24 protein-coding genes and 1 pseudogene are annotated in these 24,272 nt (G+C 40.4%); 5 read left to right on the top strand and 20 right to left on the bottom strand.

All coding sequences use genetic code 11. The annotated features are described in order from the left end of the window. The first annotated feature begins 64 nt into the window (after positions 1-64). The gene (locus RH061_RS02665; protein ID WP_311073744.1) at positions 65-1,297 is read left to right on the top strand and encodes an MFS transporter; all 1,233 of its coding nucleotides are present in this window, start codon (positions 65-67) and stop codon (positions 1,295-1,297) included. 2 nt (positions 1,298-1,299) lie between these two features. Here RH061_RS02665 and RH061_RS02660 read toward each other — a convergent pair whose 3' ends face one another. Beyond that, on the bottom strand, positions 1,300-2,205 hold the full coding sequence (locus tag RH061_RS02660; protein ID WP_311073742.1) for an AraC family transcriptional regulator: 906 nt from the start codon (positions 2,203-2,205) through the stop codon (positions 1,300-1,302). A 172-nt stretch (positions 2,206-2,377) separates the two neighbouring features. Here RH061_RS02660 and RH061_RS02655 point away from each other — a divergent pair, with 172 nt between their 5' ends. Further along, on the top strand, positions 2,378-2,716 hold the full coding sequence (locus tag RH061_RS02655) for a PadR family transcriptional regulator (RefSeq protein WP_311073741.1): 339 nt from the start codon (positions 2,378-2,380) through the stop codon (positions 2,714-2,716). Further along, a complete protein-coding gene (locus RH061_RS02650; protein ID WP_311073739.1) occupies positions 2,713-3,261 on the top strand; it encodes a DUF2812 domain-containing protein in 549 nt (182 codons plus the stop codon). The genes RH061_RS02655 and RH061_RS02650 overlap by 4 nt, the downstream gene beginning before the upstream one ends. A gap of 43 nt (positions 3,262-3,304) precedes the next feature. Here RH061_RS02650 and RH061_RS02645 read toward each other — a convergent pair whose 3' ends face one another. The 5 genes and pseudogenes from RH061_RS02645 to RH061_RS02625 form a co-directional block, all read right to left on the bottom strand. Continuing rightward, positions 3,305-3,607 (bottom strand): EthD family reductase, encoded by a 303-nt coding sequence (locus RH061_RS02645; protein WP_311073737.1) that lies wholly within the window; start codon positions 3,605-3,607, stop codon positions 3,305-3,307. A gap of 442 nt (positions 3,608-4,049) precedes the next feature. Further along, positions 4,050-5,321, bottom strand: a pseudogene (locus RH061_RS02640) (glutamate-5-semialdehyde dehydrogenase); the annotation flags it as partial. 15 nt (positions 5,322-5,336) lie between these two features. Further along, positions 5,337-6,461 (bottom strand): glutamate 5-kinase, encoded by a 1,125-nt coding sequence (proB, locus tag RH061_RS02635; protein ID WP_311073735.1) that lies wholly within the window; start codon positions 6,459-6,461, stop codon positions 5,337-5,339. A gap of 359 nt (positions 6,462-6,820) precedes the next feature. After that, positions 6,821-6,991: a hypothetical protein gene (locus RH061_RS02630; RefSeq protein ID WP_311073734.1), complete on the bottom strand. Its 171-nt coding sequence runs from the start codon at positions 6,989-6,991 to the stop codon at positions 6,821-6,823. Between the two features lie 251 nt (positions 6,992-7,242). Next, entirely contained in the window at positions 7,243-7,941 is a 699-nt protein-coding gene (locus tag RH061_RS02625) for a SurA N-terminal domain-containing protein (protein WP_311073733.1), read from the bottom strand. Between the two features lie 409 nt (positions 7,942-8,350). On the opposite strand from RH061_RS02625, the gene RH061_RS02620 reads away from it, so the two are divergent. After that, positions 8,351-9,073: a TspO/MBR family protein gene (locus RH061_RS02620; RefSeq protein WP_311073731.1), complete on the top strand. Its 723-nt coding sequence runs from the start codon at positions 8,351-8,353 to the stop codon at positions 9,071-9,073. 42 nt (positions 9,074-9,115) lie between these two features. On the opposite strand, the gene RH061_RS02615 is transcribed toward RH061_RS02620, so the two are convergent. From RH061_RS02615 to RH061_RS02560, 12 genes are all read right to left on the bottom strand, one after another. Then, a complete protein-coding gene (locus RH061_RS02615; RefSeq protein WP_311073729.1) occupies positions 9,116-9,361 on the bottom strand; it encodes a YuzF family protein in 246 nt (81 codons plus the stop codon). A 141-nt stretch (positions 9,362-9,502) separates the two neighbouring features. Continuing rightward, positions 9,503-9,703, bottom strand: coding sequence for a hypothetical protein (locus RH061_RS02610; RefSeq protein ID WP_311073727.1), 201 nt, complete (start codon positions 9,701-9,703; stop codon positions 9,503-9,505). Between the two features lie 53 nt (positions 9,704-9,756). Then, positions 9,757-10,062, bottom strand: coding sequence for a transporter suffix domain-containing protein (locus tag RH061_RS02605; RefSeq protein ID WP_311073725.1), 306 nt, complete (start codon positions 10,060-10,062; stop codon positions 9,757-9,759). Positions 10,063-10,455: 393 nt separating this feature from the next. Then, a complete protein-coding gene (locus RH061_RS02600; RefSeq protein ID WP_311072619.1) occupies positions 10,456-11,658 on the bottom strand; it encodes an IS110 family RNA-guided transposase in 1,203 nt (400 codons plus the stop codon). 415 nt (positions 11,659-12,073) lie between these two features. Beyond that, a complete protein-coding gene (locus RH061_RS02595) occupies positions 12,074-13,120 on the bottom strand; it encodes a DUF4030 domain-containing protein (protein WP_311073724.1) in 1,047 nt (348 codons plus the stop codon). Beyond that, positions 13,104-13,622 (bottom strand): RNA polymerase sigma factor, encoded by a 519-nt coding sequence (locus tag RH061_RS02590; RefSeq protein WP_311073722.1) that lies wholly within the window; start codon positions 13,620-13,622, stop codon positions 13,104-13,106. Before RH061_RS02590 ends, RH061_RS02595 begins: the two co-directional genes overlap by 17 nt. A 646-nt stretch (positions 13,623-14,268) precedes the next feature. Beyond that, positions 14,269-15,294, bottom strand: a complete 1,026-nt coding sequence (locus RH061_RS02585) for a DUF4179 domain-containing protein (protein WP_311073721.1) — start codon at positions 15,292-15,294, stop codon at positions 14,269-14,271. Then, entirely contained in the window at positions 15,287-15,820 is a 534-nt protein-coding gene (locus RH061_RS02580) for a sigma-70 family RNA polymerase sigma factor (protein ID WP_311073720.1), read from the bottom strand. The genes RH061_RS02585 and RH061_RS02580 overlap by 8 nt, the downstream gene beginning before the upstream one ends. Positions 15,821-16,091: 271 nt before the next feature. Then, positions 16,092-16,544: a DUF5412 family protein gene (locus RH061_RS02575; protein ID WP_311073719.1), complete on the bottom strand. Its 453-nt coding sequence runs from the start codon at positions 16,542-16,544 to the stop codon at positions 16,092-16,094. A gap of 468 nt (positions 16,545-17,012) precedes the next feature. After that, positions 17,013-18,308, bottom strand: a complete 1,296-nt coding sequence (locus RH061_RS02570; RefSeq protein ID WP_192473839.1) for an IS110 family RNA-guided transposase — start codon at positions 18,306-18,308, stop codon at positions 17,013-17,015. 220 nt (positions 18,309-18,528) lie between these two features. Continuing rightward, a complete protein-coding gene (locus tag RH061_RS02565) occupies positions 18,529-18,993 on the bottom strand; it encodes a hypothetical protein (protein ID WP_311073718.1) in 465 nt (154 codons plus the stop codon). A 1,536-nt stretch (positions 18,994-20,529) separates the two neighbouring features. Further along, a complete protein-coding gene (locus RH061_RS02560; protein ID WP_311073716.1) occupies positions 20,530-20,748 on the bottom strand; it encodes a hypothetical protein in 219 nt (72 codons plus the stop codon). Positions 20,749-20,910: 162 nt separating this feature from the next. Here RH061_RS02560 and RH061_RS02555 point away from each other — a divergent pair, with 162 nt between their 5' ends. Continuing rightward, positions 20,911-21,405: a GNAT family N-acetyltransferase gene (locus RH061_RS02555; protein ID WP_311073714.1), complete on the top strand. Its 495-nt coding sequence runs from the start codon at positions 20,911-20,913 to the stop codon at positions 21,403-21,405. A 23-nt stretch (positions 21,406-21,428) separates the two neighbouring features. Here RH061_RS02555 and RH061_RS02550 read toward each other — a convergent pair. Both RH061_RS02550 and RH061_RS02545 read right to left on the bottom strand, forming a co-directional pair. Next, positions 21,429-22,984 (bottom strand): IS3 family transposase gene (locus tag RH061_RS02550; protein WP_311072970.1). Its coding sequence is split into 2 segments (ribosomal slippage): positions 21,429-22,345 and positions 22,345-22,984, totalling 1,557 coding nucleotides; the frame shifts between segments, so codons are not numbered across the junction. A 165-nt stretch (positions 22,985-23,149) separates the two neighbouring features. Further along, positions 23,150-24,271 (bottom strand): GerAB/ArcD/ProY family transporter, encoded by a 1,122-nt coding sequence (locus tag RH061_RS02545; protein WP_311073712.1) that lies wholly within the window; start codon positions 24,269-24,271, stop codon positions 23,150-23,152. Position 24,272: the final 1 nt, after the last annotated feature.

Below are 24,272 nucleotides of genomic sequence, written 5' to 3'. Positions count from 1 at the left end.
CCGCAAATTTGGAAAAGAAATCATCTCCCTCCCTCTCTATAATCTTTTTTAGGGGGAGATGAAATTGGCATTTATTAAGCAAATGGACTCATATCGTGTCTATATATATACTCGTTTCTGGTCGCAGTTCTTTTTTACATTTATCTTTACGGTTAACTTGCTGTACCATGTGAAGGTCGTCGGACTTGATCCGTTGCAGCTGGTTCTGGTTGGGACTGTTCTGGAGGCAGTTGTGTTCCTGTTTGAGATTCCGACTGGCTTTTTGGCAGATTTAAAAAGTCGCAGGCTTTCTGTGATTTTCGGGTACTTTCTGATTGGGGCCGGGTTTCTGATTGAGGGATCGTTCCCTTATTTCGTGGCCGTTTTAGTGTCGCAGGTTCTCTGGGGGATCGGCTACACGTTTACGAGCGGTGCGCATCAAGCGTGGATTGCCGATGAGATCGGAGAAGACCGCGCTTCCCAGGCGTTTGTTGATGGTGCCAAGGCTGGCAAGCTCGGTGAAGTGATCGCGATTCCTTTGAGTATGTTGATCGGTTATTTTTTCATGATCAATCTGCCGATCATCATTGGCGGATTATCCATGGTGTGCTTGGTTGTTTTCCTGCTCTTTTTTATGAAAGAAGAGAACTTCAAACCTGTCCAACCTAAAAATACTTCCACTTGGAAGACGCTGAAAGGTAATATGAACCAGATGGTCCATTACACAAAGGCCAGTTACCTGATGAGGATTCTCTTCCTGATTGCTCTATTTTTCGGGTTATATAGCGAGGGCTTTGACCGCCTATGGATCTCTCATTTTCTTGAAGAGACCCATCTCGCCTACATGACAGAAGGCCATTTGGTCATCCTGATCGGCAGCATTAATTTTGCCGTAATGCTCCTTTCCTTTGTCGGCCTTCATTTTATCAGCCGGAGTTCCATCCATCATAAGCTGAACACCATCTATGTGTCCCTGTTGATTGGATGTGTTCTGATCATCGTTTCGCTGACCGGTTTTGCTCTTTCAACCGGGATCATCGGTTTGCTGTGCTTTTACCTGATCATCCAGGGAACAAGATCTGTGATGGCACCGCTTGAGGATACATGGCTGAATAAAATCATTCCTGACTCGTCGACTCGCGCGGCGTTCTTTTCGGTAAAAGGCCAGGTTGATGCGATAGGCCAGATTAGCGGAGGGCCGGCAATTGGATTAATTGCCGCTAGTTTTTCGATTAAAATTGCCATGATTACCAGCGCCCTTCTTTTAACGCCGGTAATCTATTTCTATCAATTGGTCATTAAAAAATCTCGAGGATGATTTCATTCTCGAGATTTTTCTTTGATTGGAATATGAATTTCCATATAGACCCTTTTAAAATCCCAGTAATGGCAATGCTCATCATAATACTCAAAGTCAAAGCCCTCTTCATCCACTTCATAGGATGAGTTCGGAAACCAATCCTCGAGTATGTATCTCCACGTCCCTTTGATGGCCGCAGCGAATTGGTCAACCTCAACCAAAGGCGTCCTGAATATGGCATAGACAGCTTCGGGGATTTGGGTAGAAGTTATTTCCGCCGGTAAGCCTTTTTCATCGTCATGGTCTACAGCAAATAAATAACTGCACAAGCCTTCTTCCAGACTGCGGCTCAAATTGATGCAATACTCTCCATGTTTTTTTGGCACCAACTCTTTGTACAGATACCTTTCAATCGAACCGTCTGTCAAACCTTCCTGGTCCCAAAACGCCGGCACGTTTCGGTCAGCAGGGAAATTCTCGATACTGAAGATTTTTCCCGCGACATTGAACGCGTCACGACGGACGATCTGGGGCTGCAAGACAATGCCGCCCGTGTTCTTTTCGTGAAGGCTCATCAGATCCAGTTTTTGCGGCAGCGATGTCGGACCATGCTCCTTATAAAGACTCGGCGGACTTCCAAAACACTTCTTGAACGCCCTCGTAAAGCCAGAATGTGTTTCAAACCCGTAATCCATCGCAATTTCGATGATCTTCTTCCCATTCACTAATTCGTACAGCGCAAACTGGAGCTTCCTTTTGACCACATAATCCATCAATGTATAACCCGTCTGCTTCTGAAAAATCCGCGAAAAATGAAAAGGAGAATACCCCACCATTCGCGCCAGCTCTTCAGCACTCAGTTCCTCTTTAATATGATCCTCTATATAATCAATGACACGCTGAAGCAATAGTAACTGTTGAATCATCCTCACCACTTTACGGGTAATCTCTCTTCTAATTTTACAAGACTTTTGGGAGATATGAACAGAGGGACAGTTCTTGTTTTGGAAAAATATATATATCATTTATTGACATATATATCATTAAACGATATATTATATTTAAATATATATCATTAAACGATATAGAGGTGATGGAATGGCTAGAAACGATGTACTGGAAACTGGTGAACTGACAGATACGTATTACTACATTTTGCTCTCACTTGTCGAAGCCAGACACGGGTATTTGATTATGAAAAACATCGAAGAAATGACCGAAAAGAAGTTTATGATTGGCCCTGCTTCGATGTATACCACGATAAAGAAGCTTTTAACAGCGGGCATGATTGAGCAAATTGGCGATGATACTGATACGCGAAAGACTTATATTGCCACCAGGCAAGGAATTGATTTATTAAAAAAAGATGTGAAACGCAGGGAAGAAATGATCCGGCATGCTAAAGCCATTTTAGACCAGAAAGGGGAGAATGCATGATGGGACAGACAAAATATATAATGAGCGGCGGATTAGCTTTTGACGAAGAAAAGGATATGAGTAAATTGGAGCAGCTCGCTCGCGAAGGATGGATTTTCGATCGTTTCGCCTTCATGGGCTATCGACTAAGGAAAGCTGAGACTCAGGACATTCAGTATTCACTTGACTACCGAAAAGACGCAGACGCTGATTATTTTGCCTATTTTAAAGAAGCTGGCTGGAAACATGAAGGAACAGCAGAAAATTATATTCATATTTTCAGTGCACCAAAAGGAACAGCCCCTATCTATACGGACAGCGATTCCCTGGTTGAAAAATACAGCAGCGAGAAAAGCAGGATGGGCAAAGGTGCCTTAATCATGCTCGCTGCAACCTTATCCATCATGACCGCACTTTGGGTAATCTCCTACTTCTCCCTATTTAGCAGTTTTGAAGGAACAGTGAAAACGGTCATAGGAGTTCTATTCGTTGTTTCACTCATCGGACTGGTGTTTACTTTTATGCCTTATCTAGGATATGCGTACAAATTGAATAAGCTTAAATAACGGACCAAGGGACATTTTTTCAATGTCCCTTCGTTGCGTATAGCTAATCCACAATCGCCACTACTGGCGGCTTATTGAGATAGGTTACAAGATTTTTCACATCTCCCTGCACTTCCTGGAATTCCGGAGTTGCCAGCGCCTGTGCCAGGACTTCTGGATTTTCAAAATGCAGTTCAGCAATCAAGTATAATTTTTCATCTGTATACATGGACTGCAGCACACGATGAACCTCGGCGTCTTTTAAATTTGGAACCTTTTGAACAAGCGGAATATGAACCTCAAAATAGTGCTTTTCAAATCCTGCTTGATCCCTCGGCTGATCGTAAATAACAATAATCTTCGCCATTTTCTTCCCCCTTTGAAAAATAAAATCACAACTTATTATAAATAACCAATTGTTCTTAATAAAGAATAACCCTTCGACAATCTCCTGTATCTCTTTTAATCGCGTAATAAATAAGCGGAGGTTTTCCGGTTAAATCCAGAATCGAGCTGTTTTTGGGGTTTATAAGCGGAGATTTTCCGGTTATGCATCGCAAAGTGCCCTCATATATGCCTATTTTATGTCAATAGGCGGAATTCCTCCGGCTATTTAAGCTATTTTCGGAGCAATTTTCTAAATAAGGGGAATTTCTCCGGTTATTTAGGCTTCTTAACTTGATCCCATAACCGAAAAGGGAGAACAGACACGGGGACAGTTACGCGCTTCTCAACAATGTGGTTGGAATAGTATGAAGCTGCAAAAGGCCCTCCCTGTAAAAACAACAAGGAAGGCCTTCTAGCTAATGTTACCTTACCAACCCATCCCCAACCATGACATACTTCCGAGTAGTCAACGCTGGCAATCCCATAGGCCCTCTAGCATGGAGCTTCTGGGTGGAGATCCCGATTTCTGCCCCAAATCCTAACGCTCCTCCATCTGTGAATCGAGTGGATGCGTTATGATAAAGTGCTGCGGCATCTACTAGCTGCAGGAACTTCTGTGCGTTCTTAGCATTTTCAGTAATAATCGCTTCAGAGTGTTTGGTGCCGTACTGATCGATGTGATCGATAGCTTCATCAATATCATTAACAACCTTGACGGCGATGTCGAGGCTCAGGTATTCGTCGGCCCAGTCACTCTCGTTTGCAGGCACAACATTCGGCAAAACCGCAGCTGCTGCTTCGTCACCATGTACAGTGATACCATTCTCCTGGAAAGCGGCCGCAAGTTTCTCTTTGTTTTTCTCAAGCCACGCCTGGTGCACGATGAGTGTCTCAGCCGCGTTGCACACTGCCGGGCGGTCTGTTTTGGCGTTAATCATGATGTTCAATGCTTTTTCAGTATCCGCTTCTTCGTCCACATAAAGGTGGCAATTCCCTACCCCGGTTTCAAGTACAGGAACCGTTGCGTTTTCGACGACTGCCTTGATCAATGCTCCGCCTCCGCGTGGAATCAGGACATCGATGTGCTCTTTCATCGTGAATAGCTGCTGTGTTGCTTCGCGGTCTGCTGTGGCGATGAACTGGATGGCGTCTACTGGCACCTTTGTGTTTTCAAGTGCCTGGTGCATGATGTCGACGATGGCTTTGTTGGAGTACAGTGCGGACGATCCGCCTTTTAAAATAATGGCGTTTCCTGATTTGAGCGCCAGACCTGCTGCATCAACGGTTACGTTCGGGCGTGCTTCGTAAATCATCCCGATGACGCCGAGTGGGACGCGGATTTCTTTTACATTGAGTCCGTTTTCCAGTGTCCAATCTGAAAGCACGTCTCCAACTGGATCAGCATGATCCGCAACCTGGCGAAGTCCTTCCGCAAAGTCAGCGATTCGTTCACGTGAAAGTGCCAGGCGATCCATGAATGCGTCCTCAAAGCCTTTTTCCCTTCCGTTCTGCAAATCTTTTTCGTTCTCCGCTAAAATCGTTTCATAATTATGATCCAGTGCGTCAGCGAGAATCAGCAACGCCTCATTCTTTTCCTCAGTGGAAAGGATGCTCAGCTGCTTCGCTGCCTTTTTCGCTGCAATCGCTTGGTCCTCTACTGTCGTTGTTTGAGTCATTGTCAATGTCATCAAAACGCCTCCTGTATATTTTTAGACTGATACCGGCAATGCAAAATCACGTGAACAGACAAATGTGTCCTGTTCGATTGCTTCTTTTCGTTCACATTCTTCTTCAATCAGTGTCTCTTCCAATTTTCCGCTAGAATAATTGATTCGTCCGAGTCCAATCTCTTCTCCGGTACCATCCATCACTCTGACGACCGCTCCTTCGCCAAATCTTCCTTTTACCTGAAGGATGTCAGACGGAAGGATGTTTTTCCGGTCTTCGATGATCGCTTCCCTTGATTCCGGACGGATGATGACTTCTCCCTCAGGTCCGGAGTGGAACGCGATCCATTGCTGGTTATTGTCGAGGTTGAAGCCTTCCGGGTCCTGGTTGAAATACGTTCCTTTTGCTGTTCCGCTCACTGCTTTTACAAGGATGTCCTTGCTGTCGGCCTTCCCTAAAAACGAATCGATACCGGATGCCATCGCAATTTTTACAGCGGAGATTTTCGACTTCATTCCGCCTGTACCGACTGCGCTTCCGGAGCCGCCTGCTGCTGCTTCGATTTCAGGAGTGATTTCATGGACCTTATCAAGCAACTTAGCGTCTGGGTTATCGTTCGGATTTGCGTCATACAGTCCGTCGATGTCGGAAAGGATGATCAGCTGGTCTGCCTCAATCAGCGCGGCGACCTTCGCTGACAATGTGTCATTGTCGCCGAAACGCAGGCGATCAACCGTGACCGTGTCATTTTCATTGATGATGGGGATGATCCCTCTCTCTAACAGGACGTTCAACGTATTTTTCATATTGTTGTAGCGATTTTCATTCGCGAAATCGCTTCTCGTGATCAATATCTGGGAAGCGACATACCCATGAGATAAAAAGAGTTCTGAGTAAGATTCCATTAACAGGCCCTGGCCGATCGAAGCGGCTGCCTGCTTTTCCGGTAATGACGTAGGCCGCTGAATGCAGCCAAGCTTGCGGTACCCTGCCGCCACAGCGCCAGATGAAACAACCGCGGTTTCATAGCCCGCGTCCTTCAAGGCCACAATCTGGTTCGCCAGGTTCTCCAGCTTCCGGCGGCTGATTTCCCCGTGCATACTCGTCAGTGAACTGCTGCCAATCTTAATTACAACTCTTTTTATCTTCCTGTCTTGCTCTAACATCCAATACCTCCTTGTGAATCCGTCGGTCTGCAACAGATGAAACAATCACTCATTCAAAAAGTGTTCGTATACCGTTCGTCTTTTGCCAACGTTATTAATGGTAACATCCTCAAGTATACATTCAAGGGATATCCAGCCATTCGTGAGCATAAGGCCGAGATAGTGAATGGAAGCGGTAACATTCTGAAGATAAGGGGTATTAAGTTCCCCTCATCGCTGTTCAGGCTATCTCAAGAGGATATATCAAGGTATATCGGAATCGCTTGATTCGTCGCCTTTACAAAAAGAAACCGCTGAGAATTTAATTTCTCAGCGGTTCATATTAGTGCCCAGCTTCTGTTTAAAAAGGAAAGCTCTATTCATTCACCATCCGTTGAAGGCTCTTTATAATAGTAATTTTTTATGTTATTGCCAGAATTATTACCAGAATTATTGCCAAACCCATTCTTAACAGGTGAAATTAAGAAACCTACAACAACACCCACAGAAAACGCCAATGCCGATAAAGTAAAAATCTCTCTTTTTTCCATAGTTCAACTCCCTCTCCTATTACTAACTTTTCCTTTGTAACTTATGCGCTAATAATAGTGTATAAAAAGAACTATTCTGCAAAGGCAATAAAAATTCCTACTAATTGAATGTAACCTAACAAGTTTGCTAAATTCCAACTGCCTATTTGACAGTGCGTACTCTCCTGCCAATCAAATATACTAAAGTCTTTTCATTACACTAAAAAGAGGATAGACACTGTCTATCCCCCTTCACAAGCATTCAACTTTCTTTACGCCTTAGTGATTTTAATCTTATCTTCATTCTCTTTACGAAGATCGTCTACCAGCTTGCTGATTTTCTCGCTTTCTTTTTGTGAGAGAACTTGCTGCTCAAGTTGTGGTTTGATCTTCTCTAAGTCTTCTGGCTCTTGTTTTTGAGCTTGTGCTAGCTGCTTGTATTGTTCATACATGTCCTGGATTTCTTTATCGCTTGCTTCTACCTTGCCGATTTTGCTGTCCAGGTATTTGTTGACGGTCAGCTGCTTTTTCAGCTGGCTCTTGAGCTCTTTTTCAGTCATTTCATTCTTTTTCAGCGCTTCTTCAAATTGTTTGTCGTCTTCGAAGTTGCCTTTGATCTTTTCCAGTTCTGCATCGACTTCTTTATCTTCTGCTGAGAGGCCGTCCTTCTCTGCTGTCTGGAGAAGCAGCTCTGCATTGATCATTTGGTCAAGAACCGACTTTTCAAGTTCTTCCTTCTGCTTGTCATCCATTTGATCAACCGGCATACCCTGTTGTTCGTAAGTTGCTTTTGTTGCCTCAAGCTCTCTCTCATATTGCTTCTTTGAAATGCCTTCTCCATCCACTGTCGCAACCAAATCTTCTTTATTTTTCTTCTCAGCATCCCCTTTTGAGCTATCATTGCTGCATGCGCCAAGCACAAGAACAGCGATGCTCAATAAGATCATGCCTGTTATAATACGTTTCATCATTAAAATCTCCCCTTTTCAACCAACATGTCCGTCATACTACCATATTACCTGAATGAATAGGGAATTTGTAAGGAAATGTTATCAGATTGTAATATTTTTACGAAAAATGAATGCCCCTCTGGTATAGTGCTCCTTCATACTCGTAATCATTTTAATATTATGAAGCAATCGCTCAAGCCTTTTGCCGTCTTAATCAAACGTTTGATTAAAAAGCGACGAGACCGCACCACTCCTGGCTTTCACCCCAAAACGCCCAGAGCAGAAATCCCTGAACGTCAATCATGTAAAATGTTTTCCCCACCTAACACACTGGAATGTTTATCTCCTTCCCAAAAGGCTAAATGTAGTTATGCGCTTGTCTTAAGTGGAATAGTATAAATAAACTACTAAAATGAAGGCTGGGATGGAAATGGGACGGTTTATCTTGAATCTGATCGCAACGGTTCTCGTGGTAGCGGTCAATGCGCTTGCGAATATCCTGCCGATCAACGGGCAGACGACCGGGGAAATTTCGAATAACCTCGATGTGCTCTTTACGCCGGCTGGATATGTTTTTGGCATCTGGGGATTGATTTATTTCTTATTGTTAATTTGGACAATCAGGCAGTTTCCCGCTTCACGAAGGAATTTGCCGGTATATGAAAAGGCCACTCCGCTTTATCTGCTGAGCTCGGCCCTTAATATTGCCTGGATCCTTTTATGGCATTACGAGTTTTTCCTGCTGACGGTAATTGTGATGATTGGTTTGCTGCTGACTCTAATCAAGCTTTATCATCTCATCAAAAAGGAAGACCATTCATTTTGGAATCTCCTTCCCTTCTCCGTCTACCTCGGCTGGATCAGTGTCGCCACCATCGCCAATATCAGCTATTATTTGAAGTTTATAGGCTGGAATGGATTCGGTCTTTCAGATGTCACCTGGACACTGATCATGCTCGTGGTTGCCACAACCCTGGCCATTTATTTTCACCATAAACATGACGATCGCATCTATCCTCTAGTATTCATCTGGGCCTTTATCGGAATCGGTGTAAAAAACGCAGCCTCCCACCCGACAGTCAGCACCACTTCCTATGTCCTGTCCGCCATCATTTTGATCGCCATCATTTTCAGGATGTTTAGGAAGCAATGAAGCAAAGGGTTTATCCTCCCTTTGCTTCACTTTTTTTACATATTAATTTTCCGGCATGATCCAGAAAATTTCACGGATCCGGACAAAAAAGGTGGAATCATGCTCCTGGACCACCACATGGTCAGGCTTCGCATCCCTCACGATTCCGCTGACAGATCCACGCTTCGTATCCAGGACGACCCTTTTTCCAATCAAATTGCGAAGTGCAGAATAGACATAAGGTTCAACGACAACCACGTTCATTGGCCCATTTTGAGCTCTCTGAGGATACATTCCATTAGGCATCATAATCCTTTTTCTCCCTCCAGACAGTTCACCATTTAATCTAACTATCCTATGAACGCCTGGCTTGGTTTGTTCCCCTCATAAGTCCTTAAAATCCCCATTCCTTAATTATACTGGGACAACAGAACCATCCCCGTATCCAATTCACTTCATCTTTTCCACTCTTTGCCGATGATTCACATCTATCACAATATCTCCCACACCCATGGCAATCAATCCATTTAGTAAAGCGAATAACGGAACAGCTAAATCTCCGCTATCTGAAAAAAGAGACATTATTAATACAACAATACTAAAGAAAACAAAAGCCATCCCTAGTAAATATAACGTTCGACCAACAAACAAACAGATCCACTCCCTCCATTTAATACTATTTCTCTATTATTTTGATTACTGCCTCACGGGTTCTCCCTCTCACCGTCATCTTGCCTGTCTGCATTTCGTTTTTTCTTCCAGTTTTTCGGGTTAAGAGCTGTTCGAATTTTTCGCGCAGCTTCTTTCCCCACCATTAACGCACCGACCCAGAATAATACTTCTGCCATAACCAGAGCGCTTGTAATACTTATTGCTTTCATTTTGCCGCTAATAGGCAAAAAGGGAATCCCCAGGGGCATCACCCACACGATAAAAGATGATATGATCAGGATCATTCCTATTCTATATACCAAAGGTTTCACTGCTGCTTTAGATTTCGTCTCCATCATTTCCTCCCACTGCTCCATCCCGCTTCATAACATCTCAGTCCTTACCCAATATTTTAACAAAATACTGTGCAGCACACTCATTCAACCACAAAAATAAACGCCAATTCTTCTGGATAACGGGTTTACTTGTGAGGTGCAAAACGGTAAATCACAGACAAAATCACATATTAATTCACACCAATTTCACCACACTATTCGCAATACAAAAAGGCTTAGAGAATTTTTCATCTCTAAGCCTTTTTTCATATTATCTTATTGTGCTAAACCAGCTAATAGGAGTCAAGAACTTCTTATTAAAATATTTGTTCTTCCGTGTTATACTTTTGGAGGCACGCCAAATAACCCTCCAAATACTGTTTGGAAGGTTTTTCATTAACTGTTTTATCTTGTTCATTAAGCCATATCTAGGAACTGCTCATTCCTTTTTAGGATTGCATAAATCCAGTGTAAAAGCTTGTTTACACAAGCTATCAGTGCTACTTTTGAAGGCTTTCCTTCATTTCGTTTCCGATCATAATACTCTTTTAGCTTCTTGTTCCTGGAGCTTCTTATACCGCATAAAACGGCCATATACAAAGCGTGCCGTAAACGGCTTGAACCTCGTTTAGTAATATGATTTATAGTAGCTGTAAACTTACCTGATGAATGGACACTTGGATCAATTCCAGCGTAAGCCACAAGTTTTTTAGGGTGATTAAACCGGTCAATTTCTCCGATTTCGGAAATGATCGTTGCCGCGATCTTTCCTCCTATACCGGGAATTGATTGGATTATCTTACATTCTTCAATTTCTTCTGCCAGGACATCTATCTCTGCCTCTATATTGGATAGGTGTTCTTGGTACTGAAGAAGCATAGAGATATACATATCCAAACTGAACAACTGACTTTGATACACACCTTGTTGGAAAGGATTTCGCTCAGCCGAAGCTATTAATTTAGCTACCCTCTCCCTGGCCCAACCTTCAGACCGTTTTATACGCATTCCCACAATTCGCTCCAGTATCTTTACTTCACCAGTCCTCAGAACATCTTCAGATGTAGGAAACTCCTTTAAAATCTGTAGAGAAACTTTTGAAAATAGATCTCCAAAGACTCCCCTATATTCCGGAAATACCTGGTCAAGAATTGTGTGGAATTGAAGTTTTGCCTGAATGTAAAGGTTCGAAACGGCTTCGTATTGCCTTGACAGTGTTCTTAAATTTAGTAGCCTTAGTCCTCGTTTCTTATAAGGCTCAAATTCTTCCTTGTAATACAAAACACAAAGTTGATATGCATCCACGGCATCCGTCTTTACCTTTCTAAGACTGGTTTTCTTGGCCTGATGAGAAATGATGGGGTTTACCAAGATATATAGATATTGACTCTCCTCCAGACATTGAATAATTGGTGTATGGTAATGACCTGTAGATTCAAGAATTACTGCTGGTCTAACGCCAGTCTTTCTTTCTATCTCTTTCAAAAAAGAGATGAAGGTATCTAAATCCTCCTTGATATGTTTTATCCTGAAGCTCTTTCCAAATGGCTTGTCTTTATCTAGAAATGCCTGAGCTTCACTTTCTCCTTTGGCCACATCCAGGCCAACTACTGGATTCAATGATTATCTCTCCCTTTGTTTACTCGCCAGTAACCCCAATACCTTCCTGTAGTTCCATAGCTTCGCTTGTTATACGAGATCAAAATTGTCCCAACCAGCCTCAAACATCATTCTACAAGTAGGGGGCGAACAGTTTATATTACGAGATCTAACTCCCACGCACCCGTACGTTCTACCCTGGCTACTGAAATAATAGGTCCTATAAAAAAAAGAGCCAACCAGTAAATACTGGTTAACTCTATAATACGAAAGCACCCGTTACTTTAAGTACAATCCTTCACATACTTTTTCATATAGTTATCTATCCGAAGTATTTAAATGCGATACGGTTTGATTTTTAAGTGTGAAATACAGATAGCTCTAAAAACTACTAAAATGCCAAACACCCCCTGTAAGTAAAGTGTTTGGCTTATATTTAGTTTGTTATTTTAACAAATGCTTTTTGATTCTTTAATAAGAGTTGAATCGTATAATTGTCATTTTGAATTTGCTCTTTCGTTTCTGGTAAAGCTAAATATTCTTGTATAGCCAATTCGATTTCTTGAATTATTTCTTCAGAAGGTGGTTTATCCAAATCCGTTTTAATTGAAACATAGGAATGCCTTTTTTTCACTTTATAAGATACTCCTGTCAATTGATAAGTCGATTTTCCTGCCATAGCATCATATATATCAGATGCAATATATCCCCAACGACCATTTTGCATACTGTGTTCAAGGTTAAACGTACTAACTTCAATATCTTTTATATCTAAATTTTGTGATTCAATTTCTTTTTCGATATTTGCAATAATTTCATCTGACTCTTTAATATGGTCAGGCATATCAATTGTAACAATGTTAGAAAACCATGTTTTTTTAAGACCTGCTAACTCATAATCTGCTTCTTCAGCGTATCCATATGATTCAAATACATCCTTCACAATCTCACGTACCTTGTTATAAAGACTCTCTTTTTTATCCCCTTGACCATCAGAAAATGCTTCAGTTGCCTCTGAAACCTTTAATTCATATTGGTCATAGCCATTTTCAGATAGATAATTCGTTATCTTAGGTTTCAGATCATTTGTTGCTTGTATTAATGTAGAATCCTTCAAAATGAGAGAAATCTCAATTGTATAGGGAGATGGTGTTGTCCCTACAGAATTAACAGTGTACCCTTCCTTTTCGACTAATTCAAAGAGTTGCGATGTTAAATCGGGGTTATGCTGATCATCTGAAAGATTAGGAGTGATAGAAATTGGTAAAATTTTCACTGCAATACTTGCCATTGTCGGTGAGTAGAATGGCGAAGTGATAATAAGCAGCATACACGCTACAGCAATCCAACCGTAATGTTTTAAATTAGGCTTTTTATTTTTATGTGTACTCTGCAAGATCTTACTTCTAAGTTGGTTTTTAGATTGGTCTGTTATCTTTAATTGTTCTTCTAATTCCCTAAATTGTTCATCTAAGTATTTCATCAGTGGTCCCCCCTCTAATTAATTCATTCTTCAGTTCAACTAACGCTCTTTTTAAATTCATTTTCACTTTACTTTCTGACCAGTTTAAAACGAGGGCTGTTTCTTTAGTTGAGAATTCTTTTAACTTTCGCAAAATGATGACTTGCCTGTAAGAAGGTTTTAATTGTTGAATGGCTCTATATAATTGTTCGTTTTGAAATTTCATTGCTATGATTTGTTCAGGTATTTGCTTGTAGTCTTTCTCTTCCATTGTTAAACCCAAATAATATTGTAACGGGTGTTTTTTTCGAAAATAGTCCTTTGTCACATTATGTGCAATTGAAAATAACCATGTTTTCACAGATGATTTCTGTTCAAATTGCTGTTGATGTCTATACGCTTTTAAAAAAGTTTCCTGTGTTAAATCCTCTGCTTGTTGATAGTCCCGTACCATTAAAATTATGTAGGTTAGAACCGATTCACCATATTCATCAAACCATTTAGTTAATTCCTCTTGTTTCAAAACTGCTCCCCCTTTTCTCTACACTTAGACGCAGATTAAAATGAATCGGTCACGCTTTAAACAATTAAATTCAAATAAAATCAACTTTCATTTCACCATCTTTAAGTAATTTTACAAAATAAAAAAGCACTTATCCCAAGTTGGAACAATGCCACTAATTTTCTATAATTTAAGATGAATTTCCGAATACCCAACAACACTTAAATAAACTATCCTGGTCCTTGAGCACAATAAGAAAAAGCTGTCGAAACGACAGCCATGATCTTCAACTCACGCACCCTAAACTTTTATAACAGGTTAAGGCTTTTTTATTTGCTCTAACTTTAGTTCAAACGCATTTAAAATACCTCTTAATACTGTTTTATTCTGTAATAGCCCCTGCAAAAAACTGTGTCCTTGGGATTAATTGCAATTAGAACTGAATTAATGATATCTGAGGAAGAAACCAAAGGGTTCAGCGAAGTGAAACCAGGCTAATTAGTTTCTTTGTTCATAAAATAAACCAATGAAGACTGTCCGAGAATCTTTTATGGATCCTCGAACACATACATACCTTCATTTTTTTCTGTTAACACCTACCACTTTACGTGGATTAAGTTATGCGGGAATACATGTGATGCTGATGTGTTTGTAATAATTCTTTTTACTATCTCGCTTTATCAAAATTTATTCTCAACTCCAACTCCTCCCCACCCTCACCTATCGTCTTTTTGCTACTATTACTAATAGGCCGGATTGTGAGTGATTCAGGAATAGTATCCTTGGGTGGAAGATTTAAAACTACATGACGACCATTCGTCCCTGCGCTTCCCACCTGTAGGTCTGCTCCTTCAAAAATATTACCTTGATCATCTATTACAGAATAATCAAATGCTTTCCAGGAATCATTTAATTCCTTATTCTTCGGATAATCGATACTGAGATCAATTCTAGTTCCAAGCTGGGAAAAAGAAACATTGTCGACCTTGAAGGTATAAATCTTATCGAGAGTCTGCGCTGTTATATCCCCTTGGAAATTGTAGGTTTCTATCTCTAATTTTTCAAGAGGGAAAGATACCGACCATAAACCCTTTTCCCCAAATAAATCTTCACCGTGTATGGCGATATCAATTTTTTCACCTAACACATCTTGTTTTTCCAGAGTAAGTTCGAAATACTGTATTATCTTTTGTGAATCAATAGCCTTTTGTTTAATTGATCCAACCAAGACTTCAGGTTCTTTCCCATTAATAGTAATATAGCTGAAGCCAGTACTTCTTTCATCCTTATTAATAGAATCAACCGCTTCATACTCTACAGTTACAATTACTCTACTTCCATCGTATACAGCTTCTTTTACAGTCATTGAAATTCCTGCATGAGAATCAGATTTATCAATTGGTGAAGCAAGCTTTTCATTCTTTATTTTTTCTGACGCTATGTCATTAAATTGAGCATAAATAGGGCCAATTACAGGGATTTTTGATAATGTCTCAGCGAAACCAGGGGATACTAGGCCCAACCCAATAACAGAAACAAATAACCCACTAACTAAAGCGATTGACATTTTCCTACTAACCCAACTCCTTTTTTGCTTTTTCGCTTGTAAAATTGCAGCTTTCTCCCTTTTAAGTAAAGCTTCTTCAGGAATACGAATTTTATTAATGTCCTGCATGAATTTATCTTTACTCATAAAAGTACCCCTCCTTTAATATTGGTCTCAATTCTTTCTTTGCTCTATGCAAACAAGACTTCACACTACCTTCCGGGCAATCCAGCATACTGGCAATTTGCTTTACAGAAAGGTCATGATAATACCTCAATAAAATAATGGTCTTATAGTGTGGATCCAAATATTCAAATGCCTTAAATAAATCCATGGATTGGTCAGAATGATCACTATTTCCGCTAAGAAAGGCTTGCCCAAAAGAATCAATGTTATCGGCTGGAAAATGTCGTGATTCTTTACGGATAAAATCAATTGCCTTAAAGACCAGGATTTTTATTATCCAACTTTCAAAGCTCTGTGGATTTTTTAAAGACTTTAAAGATGTATAAGCCTTATAAATAGCTTCCTGGTAAATATCTAGAGCATCATGTTCATTTCTGACGTAGGAATATGCAGTCCGATACAATTTGCCGCGTACACCAGAAATCAATTCTTCAAAGGCTTCATCGCTTCCTTCTTGCGCTTTTCTGACCAAAAAGACTGTATCCATCCCCTCAACTCCTTTTTTATGCCTTAAAGTCGATTGAGCCGGCAAAAACGTTGCAAGAAAATAAAAAATGCCTGTTGCTGCCCGGTCTTGTCTACACTTTCGGACAATACCTAGGTGTACAGGCATCTGTTATTTATTCTATTTAAGCGACCGCTTCGACGTGCGATGAATGTATGTGGCAAAACAAGAGGTGCTTGGTGAGTATACTCTTTCTTCAGGATAGCACCCTTATGTTTAAGTACATTTCTTCACATTTTAGCTATTAGGGAATTTAATCCCTTTCATAACAAGTTTCATAGTCATCTATCATAACCCAACTAGCACAGGCTGCACCCGACTCATCATAAATTTCTTTTCCTATGGTTAATTCGATGCTTCGGCTTTCGTTTGGAAATCCTGGAGCCTCATTAGTAATGTTTAGTGTTTCTTCGTCTACCCAGTTTATTGAAAAATTACTTTTCCCTGGAGCGTAGTATATAGTACGAACCTTATTGCCCTTACCTTCAGTAACTTCTACCCAAACATTTACACCACCCGCAGCTCCACCATAGGTTTTATAATATGAGTTAGCTGTATATTTTCCATTAGGTGATTCCTCAGGACCTACAAAAAATTCACCATTATTAAATTCAAATGTATAGGCAAATTTTATATATATGAACAGACAAGTCAAAGTAAATAAGACAAGAAATAGTATTTTATATCTTAGTCTAATGCTCCGCAACCTACCAATCCCCTATTCCTCTATATTTTATTCTTCTTTAACTAAACTCCCTCAATAAATGAAGCCAAAACGCCGATTTACTCATGTTTTCTTAGAATTTCATAGTCGTTTACCTTCCGGTAACTGGCTTTATAAATGGAGGATCTTCACTTGAAAGGATTTTTTTGGACAGAGTAAGAAAAAAGAGCTACAACCCACTAACCAGTTCCTTACAGAAAATGGTGGATGAGTAAAAATATAACCGCACTGGTGGATGTCCACATTTACTCATGGAGGTCAACCCTCCCATGCCTCACAGAGTCTTCGCTCTCAAATTCCTTCGTCCAACCTTTCCATGAGGTGGATGTCAGCCATGCTGCCCCACAGGGTCTTAGCCCGTAATTTAGTTGCTTTGCCGACTAATCCGTGCTTCAAATGTCTCCAAAATCTATAAAACCAGAACTACTATTCATCTAAACTAAAACAGAGTTACGCTGCCATTTCCGTCTTCTGGGCTAGTGCCAAATGAGGGATGTCCTTTAACATCTTTTCTTCATTAAACTCAAATTGCTTTTTACCAATACTAAAGAGGATCCGGATTAGTTTATTACACAAAGCGATCAGGGACTGCATCTTCTTTAATGGATTATCCGGACGTTGAGTATAGTACGCATGTAACGCCTTAAATGCCGTATTTTTGGCGACAAGAATCATACAAACCCTGAATAACAGGGCCCTTAGCTTCTTACGGCCCCTTTTTGTAATGGTCGTTTTTCCTTTGTGCTTACCCGATGTATTTTCTTTCAAGCTTAAACCGGCCAGCTTGATAATTTGCCTGGGATGATTATATTCGCCTAAATCTCCTACTTCAGCGAAGAAGCCGGCAATTGTATCCCTGCCCACACCTTTTATCGCTAACATTTGTTGTACACCTGGAATATCATTAAGCAGACCGTCAAGTCTTGCATCCAATTCTCCGAATTGTAACTGGATTAATTCATACTTAGCCAGAATGGTTTTTAGCTCAAGCCTGGCCATTTCAGCACCTTGTCGAAGTCCGATGGACTTACTGGCTGCCTGTTTTAACTCGCGAATCTTGTTTAATCCAACACTCCGTGATACGGATTTTCTCAAATGAACGAGTAGTTCTTCTTCGGTGAATACAGCTATTTCATGTGGCAAGGCATAGAGCTTTAAGAATTGTAAAGCAGCCTTACCTTCCCATTTCTTAAATACCTTGAGGAATTCCGGAAAATACCGGTCAATCCAGTTGTGTACCTGTCCTTGGACCGTTTGTAGGTCTTCAGTTAAAAGATCGCGAATTTTCTTTGCCACCCGGAGTTCTGCATAAACACCTTGCGGTATCGTAGGTTCTGCGTATCTTCCGTCCTTGACCAGCTGAGCTATGACCTTGGCATCTTTCACATCATTCTTCGTAGGTGAGTTATCATCCAACTCCTTGCTTTTCTTGACGTGCAAGGGGTTTACAGCGACAAATTTAATCCCGTTATCTTTTAAAATATGGGCCAAGTTAAACCAATAATGGCCTGTCGGCTCCATGCCAACCATCACTTTTTCCATACGCTGTTCTTTTTTAATTTCCGAAATCCATTTAAGAAAATGCTCAATTCCTTCTTTAGTATTTTCAAATTGACATGGAGATCCAAACTCTATTCCCCTAAAATCTTGAGCCCGTGCCACATGCTTGAATTTGGCAATATCGACTCCTATAATAAGAGTCTGAGAAGTTATTTGAGCAATCTTCTTATTCTGGTTATAATTCATTTTAAAGCCTCCTGGTATTTGAGATATCTGTCCTTTTTGCTGGCCAGCGTCAGGACTCTCTCATTCTACCAAGAGGTTATTTTTTTGTTCAAACACCATTTTCCTTCATTACAGGAATGCTGCTCCTATAGTTCAATAAGGAATTCAACAAAAAAGTGCTTAATCCTTCCTGGATCAACGCACCTGTTAGTTCAATATGAATTTATAATAATGGAGATTATCAGACAGACAAATCGATAAATTCTAGTTCAGTTTCTGCTTCTGCTTTCGAACGATAAACGGTAATTTTATCATAGGGTTTCAAGTTGTCTTGCCATGTTCCTATATTACTCAGAAAATCTTCTGCGTTTTCAGAAATTATCAAACACTCTAAATCCCTATTGATATAACAAATTGGTGCGTCACTTTCCAAATCACACTGTTGATAAACAGTTCCGATAAATCCACCTTTACTATCTTTTGCCATAATATCTACATGTGGAACCGTAAAAAACTCTAAATGTGGAATATCATCGTCAAAGATAAATTGAATATCATAATCGCTAGCAAATTTTTGATACTCTTCATTTTTATCATGAGCACTCATAGGAAAAATTGTTGTCCCTGCTAGTATAACTTCAGTATCTTCTATATTTACATTTATGGCTCCAATTAATTCTGTTCTATCTAGATAAACTTTTCTCATATAAACCCCCGTTTAATCTTATTTTAAAGTAAATGCTCATTACTTTTGTGATTTCTTATTCATACAGATAGGTAAGGGTTTGAAGTTATCGCTCCCTTTTCCCCCTGTTCACACCGTACGTGCGACTTTCACCGCATACGGCGTTCCAACTAATCCAATTCAATTTAATCATCAACACCTCAGAAACCTTAGCCCCTTCATGTCTCAATTCTTCCGTTTCAATAAGTCGGTGCCTCCCGTAGGAGGTAAACCTCTATTAGTCTCACAAGAACCTTATTAACCGATAAAGACTTGCCTTACATGATTAAATGATTCTTCATTAGTCTAGTGGCTATCCCTCCAGGCTGATTAGGCCTTTCGTTGGTACTGTGCCACCACTTTCACTGACATAAAGACAAGTTATACAGTAACTAATGTCATTACTGCTTTCCTTGCCAACGCTTCTTCGGGAGTAAGCCCTCCACGTTATCAGCTTACAACGTTGAATTATATCTATTATAGAATGAACTTAGGTGCTTCCTGTAAGCCTGTTAGCATTCATACGCCTGTAACGTATCATGGATTTTCATATTAGTTATTCTTACTTACCCACAGCTAACCTCACAATTTGGTGATATACACATTTCTATGTATCGCAGGTCTAGACCCGTACATTCAGAAGTTCGCCAGCTTAACCTTTTCTTTTAGGTTTATTTGCATTCTCACCATATTCATTCAACTCAAGCATCATGATCTACACCACCCCATCGGGTAGGCTTTCGTCAGCTTAACCTGTTACGGTAAATTCTCACGCCTTTTCACCGAGCTTATAACACTTTCATTCTTACTCAATCCAGTGCTACTCGACTAAGAGAGAACCCTTCGGGGCGTTACCCCTTCATTTGATTCTTCGATATAATCCTTCAGTTCCGAAAGGAACTGCCTAGCCTTTACCAGAGTGATGTTACCATCCTCCATTTTAACTAGGAACATTTCGCACAACTAAACTGCTCCGTTACTTTAAGTACATTGTTTCACAAAGTCTTCTATAACCTTATTTTAATTTTAACATAAATATCCAAACACCTTTATAATACCGTACAATCCACTTACCTAATCAACACAAAATCACACACCCTCCAATAATTATTTCCGTCAATGAGAAATGACCTGTGAATTGATGTGAGGTTTTTAAATAAAATTATAATAAACATTGATATAACAAGAAAAATTGCACTGTGAATTTCAATGTGAAAATCCGTGCAATATGCCTTGTGTTTTACTTGTTTGCACCTCTGAAGTAAACCAGTTATCCTTCTGGATCAACGTTGCTTGGAAATCAAGTTAGATAGGAGGTGATACATAGGATAGCCTCTCATGAATCAATAAACTTACTGATGCATATCACCGGGCATATGTTCCTCCAACTTGTTACCGAAACCCCCGGCTCCTCCTCTTTTCGGGCACATGTCCAAAGTAAATACTGTCGCGCTCCAACATTTCATGTCAGAAACCAGAAAAGATCCTAAAAAAATAAAAAGCATCCCGGAAGGATACTTAATTGTAAACTTTAAGTGGTTGAATATTGACTTTCAACACGATGGTTGCAGGATCGTGAACCATATTTATTTTGTCTACCATGTATTCCTGTTTGTTTATCGTCACGGTATTGCAGGCCCTCAAGGCAGCAATATATTGCTCCCACTGCTTTACATTGGCACTTAAGAGACATTTGTCTTTTATATAATAATCTACTCTGTTCGAAACACGGTTCAACTCTACACCCCCCTCTTGATAGAGTTTATGAACCATGCGGCCTAATCATGACAAGCTATCTTTAAGAAAAAACAATAGGCTACCTTTTCCATTTTGGTTATCAAGAATCGATGTTTCGCGGTATAATCCGATTTAGGATTCTGAAAGAAAGGAAGTTGGATAATGGCAATTACTTATGAGCTCATATCGGAAGAGCAGATTACCACTGTAAAAGATCTCTGCAATGAGTTGATGGTCTACCAGAAATCATTAGCGACGATTCGCCCTGAACTCTTTGATGGCATGAGCTTTGAAACAAGACTTGTTCCATCGATTAAAAACGCGAAAGACAATCAAATCATTGCCGCAATGGATGGGGATCAAGTTGTTGGCTACGTGTATAGCAATGTTTCACCAAAGGAAGTATATTCAAGCGAGTTTGCTACTTTTTTTGACATGGAATCGGTAAAAGGGAATGATGTCGGCTGCCTATCGCAGTTTTATATCAAAGATGGGTATCGTAGCATGGGGATTGGGTCGGTCCTTTTTGAAAAATCAAAGGAATGGCTCGATTCCTTTAACGACGTCCATGACCAATTCATCTATGTATCCAACGGGAATGATGCTGCCCTCAATTTTTACAGAAGCAAAGGGTTTGAACTGCTCCCCGTCAAGTAGACAGTGGAAATAATAAAAACAATCTAGGCGGCTTTAGCCCTGAATTCTAAGGGGCTAAGGCCGTTTAATCTTTTTTGGTAACGTTCATGATTATAAAAGTATATGTACTCATCAATCGCCGCAGAAAGCTCTTCAAAGGTCTTATATTTCTCCATGTAATATTTCTCGCTTTTCAGTGATCCCCAAAAGGATTCCATTGGACCATTGTCAATACATCTTCCGACTCGGGACATACTTTGAGTCATCTGTGCTTGATCTATTCTTTGTTTAAATCCAAAATGGGTATACTGAAAGCCCCTGTCGCTATGTATAAGTGGGCGGTCACCATTCAGTAGGGCCGTGGCCTGATCCAGCGTATCAAACACCAGTTTATTGTTGTTGGAATGTCCAAATACGTAACTAACGATGGCTCCATCATGTAAGTCTTTAATTGCACTCAAATAAGCCTTTTTTGCTTCTCCATACTTGAACTCAGTCACATCAGTTACCCATTTCTCATTAGGACTTTCGGCTTGGAAATTACGGTCTAACACGTTTTCTGCGACGTGTTGAGGGGTTGACTTTTTATATCGATTTTTCTTTTTCCGAATAACGCTTTGAATGCCGACAATCTTCATCAGCCTATAGATTCGCTTTTCATTGAAGCTCTTGCTCAACCTTCTATTCAAAGTCATCGTAATCCTGCGGTAGCCGTAGATTCCTTTAACCTCCTCATGGAGAGCCTTCATTTCTTCTACAAGTATCACATTCTGACATTCACGCTTGGAAGGTGTTCGCTTCAGCCATTTATAATATGCAGACCTGGCCAACCCCGCAATTTCACAAAGCATAACGAAAGAGAATCCTTCTTCTTCGTGAAGTTCCTTGATAGCGATATATTTCTCCTCAAGGCGTATCTGGCTTATCTTCGCCTCCTTTCGATCTCCTCTAACTTTTTTAGGAATAAGTTCTCTGCGCGTAATCGCTCATTTTCACTCGCAAGCCTCTTCATCTCCAATTTCATCTTCTGTTCTGGGGAGAGTTCAACTTCTTCCTTTTTCCTCCCTCGCTTATCCCGAAGGGCTTCTTCGCCGCCATCCTCATACTTTTTAACCCATTGATATACTTGTTGGTAAGAGACCTTAAAGGTCTCAGCTGCCTTCTGATAATCCTTGCCGTTCTCAAGGCAATAGAGCACAATCTCTTTTCGTTCATTTATGGTAGTGTTTCTTCTAGTCATAGTGTTTGTCCTTCCTTTGGAAGTGTCCTTTAATTCTCTATGACCATTATACTTGTTAATCCATTTCTGGAGGACTCGTCTACATGAGATTTCATACTTTCTGATAACATCATTTTGAGAGTAGTCCCCACTAAGATAGTCCTGTACAGCCGCCAGCTTAAGTTCCTTAGAATACCTCTTCCAGGTAGAAGACTTCTTTAATCCTTCTGCTCCGTATTTTTCATACCTGTAGACCCAATCATAAATTGCATGATCATTTACTTTGTATATAAACTTCAGCTCTGAAATAGAATGGCTACCCTTTTTTAACGCCTCTACGATCTTGATTTTATCTTGGAATGAATATGTCCTTTTTGACATAAAAAATACTCCCCTTTAAGTAAACAGATTTTTATTTTTTAATCTGTCTACCTAAAGGGGAGCATATCAGTTTAAAATAAGCCATCAGATTCTGGACGGATTCATCACCGTTCTTAGGAATACATAAAGGAAAGCTCCCTTGCTAGGGAGCTTTTTCATTGTTATTCAAGAAGGTTCGCTGAGCCGGGAATTTCTCCTTCTCTTTTTTACGAATGTGATGAACATGATGAATATCGGCAACAGGATGGCCAAAGGGAGATGGATCAATAAAGGTACGTATTTCAGCCCTACCTCGAGATGCTGTGATAGGTTTTCTGCGTAAGGATAAGACAGCAACAGTATGACCATCAGGATGGAAACCGTCAGAAGCTTTGGTTTTACCTTGTTCATGGTCGTTTTTGCTAGGTTTATGCTTGCGAAAGTGAAGATGGCGATTTTAAAATATCCGCCAAAAATAATGATGATCACCGCGAAGACATCCAGTCTTTTGATGAAATCGAAGAGCGTTACCCCTTCAATTGCATTGATTATAGGGAATGTATAATTCTTGGCTAATTCCGGATGAAGGACTCCAATCGTCAGGAAAGAAATAAGCGATAACAATATCGTAAAAAAGATAATCATCATGTTTCCATTTTTGGACACCGCTGATCTGTGTTCATGATTCAAATAAGGAAAAATCATGACGAAAGCGATCAGCTCTCCGAACGGAAACGTAACCATCGTCGGCAGGACCTTGATGATGTTGTTGAAATCCATATCAAAGATGGGATCGATATATTCCCAATGAAATGTCCCGCTTATGAGAATCCAGATTGGAATCAGCAGGATAAACAACAAAGTCACACTGCCAATAATGACGGCTGAACGGATAAAGGCTTCCAGTCCCTTTACGTAAGTGTAGGCAACCACAAGAAAGATTGAGAATTTGATGAAGAACGGGCTCATCGTATAAAGCAAGGTGCTATTGATGAACATCGTAAAATCGGCCAAAACACGGGAGGCCAAGTAAGCAAAGTACAGGACATACAAAAGAGAAGCAGCCATTCCAAGGAATTTCCCCATGTTCTTTTTCAATATCAGAGCAAGGTTCCCATAATCGTTATTTTTCCACAGATAGACATAGATATGGAATAAAAGCAGCCCTGCTCCCCCTGCAGCTAGACTGACAATCCACGAGGCTTTTTCAGCCGTAAGATTCAGCCCCAGGATAACGGAGCTCCCGAGCAGGAACAGCAGCATCGCGAACATCGTCTCGATGATTCCAATGATTGGCTTGTTCTCCACC

It is taken from the genome of Mesobacillus jeotgali, assembly GCF_031759225.1.
Classification (GTDB): Bacteria; Bacillota; Bacilli; order Bacillales; family Cytobacillaceae; genus Mesobacillus; species Mesobacillus jeotgali_B.
This window is presented reverse-complemented; position numbering and strand designations above follow the sequence as displayed.